Below are 10,889 nucleotides of genomic sequence, written 5' to 3'. Positions count from 1 at the left end.
ACTGTATTCTGTTTTGACTTTTTAAATATATAAAGAAATTGCGATTTTACAAACTAACTAAGTGTTATATAAATGCTAATTATTAGTTATCGTTACTTTTATGGCCTCATTGTTAGCTTTTTAGTAAATTATCAAAAATCTGACTTTAAGCTAAGGTTGTCATTCTTGCTGAGCCTTTTTTAAAGTGATAAGGCCAGCTGGTTTGTCTATAGGTAAGGTGATTGCTCTGGCAGAAGGCAAAGAGCGTGTTTAGCGGTAGTAGATCCATAATACAAAAGCCCAAGCATTTGCTTGGGCTTTTGTATTATATAATTTAGTTGCTATAAGCAAGTATAGATTAACAGTGATCATGTAGCTTAGTTAGCGTAACCTCAACCTTGCATTTGGGTGTAGGTACGTGCTTATACAGATATATTACCTTTGTTCTTGTCTACTTATCTGCGCTAATTAGCTTGCGAATTTTAAAGTTCAGTGCCGCGTATAAGAGTGTTACAAACGGGCTTAGGTAGTTAAAGAATGCATAGGGTAGGTAAGTCATAGTTGGAATACCTAATACTCCTGCGTGATAGGCTCCACAAGTGTTCCATGGGATCAGTACTGAAGTTACTGTTCCAGAATCTTCAAGTGTTCTACTTAAGTTCTCTGGCGCCAATCCTTTTGTCTTGTAAGCATCCGCAAACATCTTTCCAGGTACAACAATCGATAAATATTGGTCTGAAGTCATGACGTTAATTGCTAAACAACTTGCTACAGTGCTGGCGAATAACCCAAATATATTATTTGCAATATTAAGTAGTGCTTGTGATATTTTTTGCAGTGCGCCTATCGCTTCCATAGCTCCTCCAAATAACATAGCACAAAGAATAAGCCATACGGTATTTAGCATACTGGCCATTCCTCCAGCCTCGAATAAGGCATTGAGACTTTCTAATGGGGAAATAATCTTAATATCTGTGGTAAGGGCTAACATAACTCCCTTGTATGCATTGTAGAAGTTAAATGTTTCTGCTCCAGATACTGCTACGACGATATCTGGTTGGAATATCAAAGCAAATACTGCACCTAACAATACTCCGATTAAAAGGGCTGCGATTGATTGTACTTTTTTGATAATTAGTAGAATTACAACAACGGGTACGATAAATAACCACGGTGTAATGTGGAAGGTATCTGCAATGGCAGCTAAGGTCTCTGCAGTGTCTATATTACCTTCAGTTCCATAGACTAACCCCAATACAACAAACAAGCCTAAAGTGACTATGTAAGTAGGTACAGTGGTATATAACATGTATTTAATGTGGGTAAACAGATCTGTTCCAGCCATAACTGGCGCCAAGTTGGTCGTGTCTGATAAAGGAGAGAGTTTATCTCCAAAATAAGCTCCTGATACAATTGCCCCTCCAATAACTCCTAATGGCATGCCTAATGCATTTCCTATACCGACTAAGGCAATTCCCACTGTAGCAGAAGTTGTCCAAGAACTTCCAGTTGCAATGGAAATAATCGAGGTGATAATCACACAAGCTGGCAAGAAAATAGCAGGATGTAAGATGTTTAATCCATAGTAAATCATACTGGGAATGATCCCACTTAGTAGCCATGTACCCGATAGCGCTCCTACTAATAATAATATAAAAATGGCGTTACTGGTATCTCTGATATTGTGTGTGACTTGTTTTAGTATCTTGTCATAAGACACATTATTGTACACGCCAATAACAGTTGCAATAGCCCCCCCTATGATTAAAATAAACTGATTGGTTCCCGACAAGGCGTCATCCCGGAATACAAATACATTCACAGCTAACATAGCTACTAAGATAACTACGGGGATTAGCGATTGAAACAATGTAATTTGTCTTTCCTTTTTGTCTTGTGCGTTTTCCATTTATTTTAAAAATTGTTAGTATATATTGGTTGCGAAATTAAGCAATAATCATTAAAATATTGTTTTTAAAAGTAAAATGGAAAGATAAAAGGTTGTTATTTATTCTGATTTAAAGTAGGTGAAGTTAATGTGTAGCTTAGGTGATGTATTCACATAGCTTGAATTAAAGGCTGTGTCTTGTGACAAATGGCGACCTTGCTTTTTAGGGATATTTAAAATATTGATACTTATTTGTTTACTCTTTTTTTGTTGAAAAAAGCAAATGATTAAGCAACAAATAGTGTGAAAATCAAATTATTTTAATATATTTACTAAAATAAACTTTTTATAACAAGTAAAAGTGAACGCCGTATTTTATAATCCTGTATAAAATAGGGTTATGAAGTATATGATAAATTATTGTTGTTAGATGTTTTTAGAGGCATCAATTAGAGCTACTTATCCAACAAATAAGTAGCTTTTTTTATGTTTTCGCTTTACCTTTGTGGTACTTAAAACTCAAACCAATATGATTGTTAGAAACAAAAAGCATATCCTTCAAATGCTTTTTACCTGGAAAGGGTCAGTCCTAAAAAAAATATACCCCACTTTACTTTTTATCTTTGGATTTTCTTGGATTGTATATTTTGCGAGGTATTATTTTCCTGAGATCATCATTCCTTTAAATGTTGGAGCATTTGCTTTAGTGGGTATTTCATTAGCTATTTTCTTAGGTTTTTGTAACAATGCTGCTTACGATCGCTTTTGGGAAGGTAGAAAACAGTGGGGGAGTTTGGTAATCCATACCCGCTCATTAGCATTTCAAATACAGAATTACATTGCTGAATCAAACTCTTTTACCAAAGAGGACAAGAAAGAGGGCATTAAACTTATCATAGCATTTTGTTATGCCTTGAATAAACAATTAAGAGGCAAGACAGATTATGAAACACTCCAAAAGTACTTAACACCACAGGTGTATCAGACGATGCTAACAAAGCGCTTCAAACCTGCTTATTTATTACATGAGCTTACAAGTTGGATTGCGGCTCAACAAAGAGCAGGACGCTTAGATACGATTACTCAAGCTCGTATTGATCAGAATATAGATCAACTTTCAATCGTTCTTGGTGCATGTGAACGCATTGTTCATACTAAGATACCGTTTGTTTACTTTGTAATTTTGCATCGAACAGTTTATATCTATTGTTTTATTCTGCCTTTTGGTTTAATTGACTCTATTGTCTGGGCCATGCCTTTCTTCGTCACTTTTGTCGCTTATACTTTTATTGTACTTGATGCAGTAGTGGAAGAAATATCTGAGCCTTTCGGAATGGAGGAAAACGATTTAGCTTTGGATCAGATGTGTGCTAATATTGAGTATTCTCTAAGCGAGCTGTCTGAGATGCCACTGCCTATTATTTTATTGCCAAACCAGGATTACGTGGTTACTTAATAAAGGGCAAATAATTTTAGAATCCTTGTTTGTAGAACTTATATTCAGAAAAAGTAAAAAGGCACTGCTTAAAATAAGCAGTGCCTTTTTGGTTAGTAAAGTGTATATAATAATTGAAGAGAAAAATTAATCTATTTGGCAAATTTCTTACTCGCAGCCACACATAGAATGACTCCAAAGGTAATATAGAGCATTTCTGAACTTACTTTTTCGTGTAAAACACTAGCGGCTAATATCATTCCCAGTAGCGGCTGAAGCAGTTGGATTTGTCCAACTGTAGCTATTCCTCCTTGAGCCAAACCTTTGTACCAAAATATATAGGCTAAGAACATACTGATTACTGAAATGTAGAAAAGGCCAAACCAAGATTCTCCACCCACGCTTGCTAACTCAGTAGGCAAAGTGTAAATCATTATGGGAATAGTCAAGGGAAGGGAAATAATACAAGCCCATGATATGACTTGATACCCCCCTAAGGTTTTCGATAATTTCGCTCCTTCGGCATAGCTTTGCCCACATAGAATAATGGCTAAGATCATCAAAATATCCCCTACAGGATTTGCGCTTACTCCTTGCGAAAAGGCAAATCCAATTACTAAGGCACTTCCAAGTAAAGAAAATAACCAAAAGATTGGCTTAGGTTTTTCTTTGCCAATAAACACTGCAAATACTGCAGTTGATAAAGGTAGCATTCCCATAAATACCAATGAATGAGCAGAACTGATGTATTGCAGTGCCATAGCTGTTAGTAGAGGAAAACCAATCACTCCACCGATTGCTACTTTAATCAAAGGCCATAACTGTGCTTTTGTAGGTCTTTTCTCTCTGAAAAACAGTACACAGGCAAGGGCTAAGATTGCAGCAATCACTGCTCTTGCTGCCGTGGCAAATATAGGGTCCAAATCTTTTACAGCCATTTTGGTAGCAGGCATTGACCCAGCGAATAACAATACACCAATAAATCCATTTAACCACCCACTGGATGATTTCGTTTTTGCATCTAAAATGCCAGTTTGTTCCATTGTCTTTTTTTATTTGATACAAAATTAAGGTAAGAAATAGGATTCGCACAGTATCAGTTTTGTATATTTGTATGGACACAGTTAGTTGGTAATTATGAGTAAAAGCTTTTTGTATAGTGAGATTGCAGAGAATTTAGCTTCGCAGATTAGAAATGGAATTATAAGAGAGGGAGATAAGCTTCCTTCTGTTCGTATGCTTTGTGCTGAATACGAGATTAGTATGAATACTGCTAAACGAGTATTTTTGGAATTGGAATCTCAATCGCTGATTTATGCCAAGCCTCAAAGTGGGTATTTTGCAAGTAAACTCAGTTATAAAGATCTACCTCTTCCGGGGGAGAGTAATCCAATATTATTGGCAAACCACTGTGAGCCTAATGATATTTTACAAAAGGTATATGCCAATATAGGCCGTGAGGATATCTTGTTGTTATCCTATACTGTAGCCTATGGTGATATGCTGCCTATTTCACAGCTTAAAAAGGAGATTGTTCAAGCCACAAGGGCATTGCCTACTGGAGGAGTACAGTATGATCGAGTGGAGGGAAATGCTAATTTAAGGAGGATGGTTGCTATGCGATCACTTACGTGGGGAGCAAATTTAAAGGAAGAAGATTTGATTACCACTAATGGAGGTATGAATGCTGTGGCGCTTTGTTTGATGGCTTTGAGTAAACCAGGGGACACAGTTGCCATTGAAAGCCCGTGTTATCCGGGAATCTTACAGTTGGCATTAGGTCTTGGGCTCAAAGTGTTTGAACTACCTACACACCCTAGAACGGGGATTAAGATAGAGGCTTTAAAAGAAGTAATCGATAAAATAGATATCTGTATCCTAATTTCTAATTACAATACTCCTGTTGGTAGCTGTATGCCAGATGAGAATAAGAAAGAAGTAGTTGAACTGTTGGCATCTCAGGATATACCTCTTATTGAAGACGATGTTTATGGAGACTTGTGTTTTACAGGGCATCGACCAAATTGTTGTAAGAGTTTTGACACCACTGGAAATGTACTTTGGTGTAGTTCGATCTCCAAGACTTTAGCTCCGGGGTTTCGAGTAGGGTGGGTTGCTCCTGGTAAGTACAAGGATAAGGTACTAAACGTAAAATTGGTTCATTCCATTTCTTCGTCCTCTTTAGAACAAGAGGCCGTTGCCAACTTCTTGAAGTCTGGTAAATATGATAAGCATTTGAAAAATCTTCGTCAAAAGCTCTATTTGAATTATCAAAATTACGCAAGGGTGATACAGCAAAGTTTTCCAAAAGACGTGAAGATTAGTCAACCTCAAGGAGGACTTTCTCTTTGGATTGAATTTGGAGATAAAATCGATACCATTGAGCTTTATGATGCTGCAATCAAACGGGGAATTAGCATCGCTCCTGGACGTATGTTTACCTTGCAAGACCAATATAATAATTCTATGCGTTTGTGTTTTGGAGTACCTTGGAACGCACAATTAGAAAGTAAATTAAAGCAAATAGGAATTTTAGCCAAACAACTTCAGCGATTAAATAGTTAGGAATCTTTAAGTTTCAAAAAAGGTTCTGTTTCTAAACTAGTAGCATGCATTGTTGGGGTTATGGCGGTTTAATGTTAGAGTAGGCTTTGGGTAGTTATGTCTTTAAGTAAGTTCTTTGGCTTTTTTTTGTGGAATTTCTTTGAAAATGACGTAATTTTATAAGGTAACTCGTACTTTTTTAATTGTATTGTGTTAGAAATGGAGTGGTTATGTGTCCTTATGGAAAAGTGAATGTTTTTTTTCTAACTGACTGATGTGTTATGACAGTTAGTGCAGATAATTTTGTATTAATATTAATTCACAGCGTAGTATGTCAAGAGTTTTTAAAGTAACGCCAAAGCGAATTAGGAGAGTAAATAATACAGTCCTAACTCCCGAAATGACTGTTGTAGTCACGACAATTCAACATACCTCTTGTCCGTTCTACAATGGAGCAAAAGAGTTGCAAGAAGTATTAATGCGCTTATATGGCTATGATTACAAAAAGGGGAATTGTAGTAAAAACGATTTTCACGTTGAGCGATTAGATTGATTGACAACTTTGAGTTTGTTAGGCAATATAACAGAATACGCTTTGAAATCAAGCCTTAGTAGTATTGAAACACAGTTTATAAAAACACAAAGTAAATACAATGGAGAACGATGCTATCTATAAAAAGATATTAGCACTTGCTAAGAAATTAGTACAAAATGCTTCTGTTTATAATAGAGCTGATTTAGCTTTTGAACTTAGAGAATTTGGTATTAAGGGAGATTCGATACAGGTTTCAGCTCTTGTTTGGCAAGCCTATCGTCGATATAATAATAAAGAGGAGATAAAAAAAGCATTTGTTTGCAATGATGAATCGAAGTATTTGGTAGAGCAATACAACCTGTATATGCAGTTAACTCAAGGCAATGAAAGTGAAGTTATCACAGGGTTAGAGCAATTATTCAACAGAGCAATGGATCAGTTCAATGTCGTATCTGATTTACTTTGTGAAAAAACGCCTTCAAATAGTGCTACTTTAGATAAGCTTGATTTTATGACTTTTATTGGTAATAAAGGGGTAAAGAACTTGCAAGAGCAGGCGGCGGCAATCTTTCATCAATATACAAATGTAGTTAATGGATATGAAGAACTGAAAGATTTGATTCAAGAGTCAGTCGATCAATTTGTAATGCTAAGAGATGATATTGCTTCTATGTATAGACAATATAGTTTGGGGTTAATGGATGTCTTTGGGGATTCAATTAAACAAGTGGCTCCTGATTTATTTGATTTTGACAAGATACAGTATCTCAACACGACAGAGATGTTTAAAGCTGTTGAAATGGAATATTACAAACTCGCAACTTCTTGTGGAGTCTTGATGGAAGAAATAGGAGGTAGTTTTAAAGGTACTTTGCAAAAGGTAGGTAATTCATTGGGAAGGTCTAAGGGGAATAAAGCTTTAATTGTCTTAGCAGTGATTGACATGGTGGGACATTATGTCGATGCTGCAAATAAGACAACTATACTGGAGGGTGAATTAGAGAAGTTCAAGTCTAAAGTCATCTACGACGTTGCACTTGTCAATGGAGATATGAAGCGCTTAATGATTATCCACAGCGTATTAAACGAGTTGCTTGTGCCAAAAGCACATATATTCTATCGTTATGCAAGGCAGGTAATGCAAGATCAGTACAGAGAACTTATAAACTCTATTTACCATACTGCTGTGCTACAAAAACTCAAAAAAGAGAGGGATGGACTTTTAGAAGAGTATAATCAGTTGAGTAGACAGATCAGCGATACGCAAAAGCAGATTACTTACTATAATCAGACTATCACCACTAACAATGCTTTTATTGTGGATGGAAAAGATGAGTATGAACAGGCTAAGGCTTTAAAGCCAACAAAGCCTTTCTTGTTGTTTTTAGGTATAGGAAAAGATACTTATAACAGGGAAGTTTACCACTGGCAAGAGAGGTGTCTTCCCGTGATTGATGGGTATAATAAAGTACAAGTGAGTTTAAAGTTAGACAAACAAGAGTGTGATTATCTTTTGGGTGAATTAAAGTCTAATACTGAGCGTTACAGTGAATTACATGCTCTTTTGAAAAACAGCAATAGGAAGATAGCTCAAGAAATAAGTGTAAGCGATAAGGTAAAGTTGAGTATTGCACAGCATTTGGAGGATTATCTTAAATGTTTACAAGTTGGTAAAGATATTCTTCAGAGCAAGTTTGATCGAAAATACCTTGAAAGTTTTCAGTTGCAAAAACAGGAGAAATTCGCCTTGAATGATAAGGTCAAAGAGCGTTTGACAAAATTTACTTCTGATTTAAAAAGCGAGTTGCTCATAGACGAAGCGATTGCTGTAGCAGATATGAACGCTTTTAACCAAGCTTTTGTTAAGAAGCAAAAAGCAGAAGAAACTTATTTAAAAGAAGATATTACAGCCATGATGGATGCTCAAAATAAATTAGTTGTTGGAGCGGTTGACTTAATCCAAGTGTGGACGCAGTTGCAAGTGGATAAGAAAATCGGTGAAAGAGAAAGAGCGCTTTATGAAGAACAAGTGCAGCGTATGCAAAGTGATTTTAAACAGCAAATGAATAATATAGGTGACAAAGCTTCTGTATTGAGAGAGATAATGCGTCAAATTAATACTGCAGAAGGACAAGATGAAGTTAAAACGGGTTTACTCATGTTAGCAGATGTTGGAAATATTCACATTTCTGCTCAAGATATTGAAGATCTACTAAATGGAAGTAAAACTTTAGAAATATAGCGCGTATAATGGAAAGTAGTAGAGTACGTCAAGCTAAGGTTGAATTAGGCATTGATGATAATAAACAGAAAGCAACAATTAATAAGTCTGTTGTGCACGAGTATAATAGACAACAAGACAAGTTGCAGCAGATGTTGAAGATACAGGAGTCTAAGTCTTATCGCTTGTTAAAAACCATATCGAGTGTGATGGACAAGTATTTTTTAGATCCTATTCTGGGTGTAGTTCCCACAGTAGGAGACGCTGTGAGTTCGGTTGTTTCTCTTCCTTTTATTTATGTAAGTTTATTTAAAGTTGGCTCACTGCCATTGACTCTGGCGGTGATTTATAATATCCTAAGAGATACCTTGATTGGTATGATCCCTTTTTGGATTGGCAATATTCTTGATGTTTTCAATCGAAGTTATTTGCGCAATATGCGTCTGATTGTTGGCTTTGTAGAAGATGACAAGGAGATTATCAAAGAAGTGAACCAAAAAGCAGTGCGTTCACTTATTGGTATTATTGTCTTTTGTTTACTGATTTATGCAATGATTAAATTAATTGCATTTATAATAACTTGGATCTCTAATTTATTTTCATAGTCAAAATAAAATTAAATGATTAAAATGTTTCTTTTTGTAAAAGTGGTTTGTGTAATAGCAAGCCACTTTTTGCTTTATCCAGCTTATCGTATTGCGAGCAATTAGCTTAGCGCATTACTATCTAAAGTACTTAAACAATAACCTGTGATTTGAGCGCTACTATTGTTTTTGATTTTAGGATATTTTCCTTCTGTATTACCGATTCTTTTGTGGTGTTTATTAGCGTTAGATCTCAAGGCTTAGGGCCTTTCTATGTTGGAGGTGAGCGTTATTTAATTGTAGAAAAGGGCGAATTGTATTACTTTTAATAAATGTAAAATAAATGATTTTAAGTTTGTGAATATAAAGGGAATACAAATATTCTTTGTACTATTTTCTTGTTTGGTTAGCTTTAGTATGCTTGGTCAAAAGGCGGTTGAGAGAAGGGTTATTACTTATAAAGGAAAGATAGGAAGCTATCCTATTAGGCTCTATATGGAGTATATGGAAAGTAATAGTATTTATGGACATTATACGTATAAGAAATATCCTAATAATGAACCAATAGGTATTAGCGGAACCTATCATAAAGGGGATTTGAGAATTGGAGAGGAGGTTTATAACTTTCAAAGCAAGAAGATGATCAATACCGGTTTATTTACGGCAAAGGACTTTCAAAATTTTGATGTTGTATCAGGAATATGGACAAATATGCTCACTTCTAAACAATTAGATTTTGAGTTAATCGCTGTTGAGAAACAACCTTCTGTACAATACTTTTATACCTTAAATACAAGAGAAAGTGATGATAGCGACAAAAAGAAGCATTATTATGAGTTTGACGCTATTAAGCTATATGATAGCAATAGGAAGTTATTGCAAGAAGTAGAACTGCCATTCTCTTATTGTTATAAGCAAGAGGAGTTAAATACCATATTGGAGGATTACAATTTTGATGGGTATTTAGACCTTGTTGTCTATCACCGTTTTCCCTTTCAGGCAAGACGTGATTATGGTTTATACCTCTTAATTTATAATCCAGTAAGTAAAAAATTCGACTACCAACCCCAGTACAGGGAAGAATTTGGTCATTACGTGAGAGCTGATCACCTTAAAGAGGTTTTGGTTGTAGAGACAGCAGATGGTAGAGGTAATGAATCAAAATACGAATACAAAGTCATAGATGATAATTTTTATTTAGTTAGGTATTGGAGTCAAACAGAGTTCGGTGATTCAGAAGAAATTAGCTATGAAGTGCGCGATGGCAAGTCTGTGGAAATCAATAGGCGTTAAGCAAAGCAGCAGTGATTCGAAAGAGAACTTTTTAGTCCTTCAATCTGTATAAAGAGTTTATAAGAATGTAGATGTTTTTTGTATTTTTACCTTGTAAATTTTGTTGGACTATTGATTTAAAGAGTTGTTCTTTTGCTCTGTGTGTATGTAAATCAAATAATATTTAAGCTTTTCTAAGTTAAAGTAAAAAGTACTTTTAATCTCAAATTATGGTTTTTCATTTTTAATCATTTCCGTGGTATTTTTTCAATTTTTTCTGATTAATTCCCTGTGTTTATGCCGATTTGTTCGGTGTTTGTTCGGGAGTTGCTCGCAAAACCCTTCATTTTCCCATGTTTTTTTGAAGATTCACCGAAGGATCTCCGAGTGAAGTTGGATTAAGGCCTTTGTTTGTAAGCTTTTGAGGGTGG

Annotated in this window: 8 protein-coding genes; 6 read left to right on the top strand and 2 right to left on the bottom strand. The window is 35.4% G+C overall.

The window, feature by feature from the left end:
• Positions 1-430: 430 nt before the first annotated feature.
• The gene (nhaC, locus tag GOQ24_RS05995) at positions 431-1,888 is read right to left on the bottom strand and encodes a Na+/H+ antiporter NhaC (protein WP_160339296.1); all 1,458 of its coding nucleotides are present in this window, start codon (positions 1,886-1,888) and stop codon (positions 431-433) included.
• Between the two features lie 508 nt (positions 1,889-2,396).
• Here nhaC and GOQ24_RS05990 point away from each other — a divergent pair.
• On the top strand, positions 2,397-3,323 hold the full coding sequence (locus tag GOQ24_RS05990; RefSeq protein WP_160339295.1) for a bestrophin family protein: 927 nt from the start codon (positions 2,397-2,399) through the stop codon (positions 3,321-3,323).
• A gap of 131 nt (positions 3,324-3,454) precedes the next feature.
• Here GOQ24_RS05990 and GOQ24_RS05985 read toward each other — a convergent pair whose 3' ends face one another.
• Positions 3,455-4,345 carry a DMT family transporter gene (locus GOQ24_RS05985; RefSeq protein ID WP_155092303.1) on the bottom strand — a complete coding sequence of 297 codons (891 nt, stop codon included), beginning with the start codon at positions 4,343-4,345 and terminating at the stop codon, positions 3,455-3,457.
• A 94-nt stretch (positions 4,346-4,439) separates the two neighbouring features.
• On the opposite strand from GOQ24_RS05985, the gene GOQ24_RS05980 reads away from it, so the two are divergent.
• From GOQ24_RS05980 to GOQ24_RS05960, 5 genes are all read left to right on the top strand, one after another.
• On the top strand, positions 4,440-5,867 hold the full coding sequence (locus tag GOQ24_RS05980; RefSeq protein ID WP_155092302.1) for a PLP-dependent aminotransferase family protein: 1,428 nt from the start codon (positions 4,440-4,442) through the stop codon (positions 5,865-5,867).
• Between the two features lie 310 nt (positions 5,868-6,177).
• On the top strand, positions 6,178-6,399 hold the full coding sequence (locus GOQ24_RS05975) for a DUF6140 family protein (protein ID WP_155092301.1): 222 nt from the start codon (positions 6,178-6,180) through the stop codon (positions 6,397-6,399).
• Between the two features lie 100 nt (positions 6,400-6,499).
• Positions 6,500-8,623 carry a hypothetical protein gene (locus tag GOQ24_RS05970; RefSeq protein ID WP_160339294.1) on the top strand — a complete coding sequence of 708 codons (2,124 nt, stop codon included), beginning with the start codon at positions 6,500-6,502 and terminating at the stop codon, positions 8,621-8,623.
• An 8-nt stretch (positions 8,624-8,631) separates the two neighbouring features.
• On the top strand, positions 8,632-9,207 hold the full coding sequence (locus GOQ24_RS05965; RefSeq protein WP_155092299.1) for a DUF4112 domain-containing protein: 576 nt from the start codon (positions 8,632-8,634) through the stop codon (positions 9,205-9,207).
• A 483-nt stretch (positions 9,208-9,690) separates the two neighbouring features.
• Positions 9,691-10,479, top strand: a complete 789-nt coding sequence (locus GOQ24_RS05960) for an XAC2610-related protein (RefSeq protein WP_160339293.1) — start codon at positions 9,691-9,693, stop codon at positions 10,477-10,479.
• Positions 10,480-10,889: the final 410 nt, after the last annotated feature.

Source organism: Myroides sp. LoEW2-1, from assembly GCF_009767705.1.
GTDB lineage: Bacteria > Bacteroidota > Bacteroidia > Flavobacteriales > Flavobacteriaceae > Flavobacterium > Flavobacterium album_A.
Note: the sequence above shows the minus strand (reverse complement) of the source record. Positions and strands in the feature narration are given on the sequence as shown.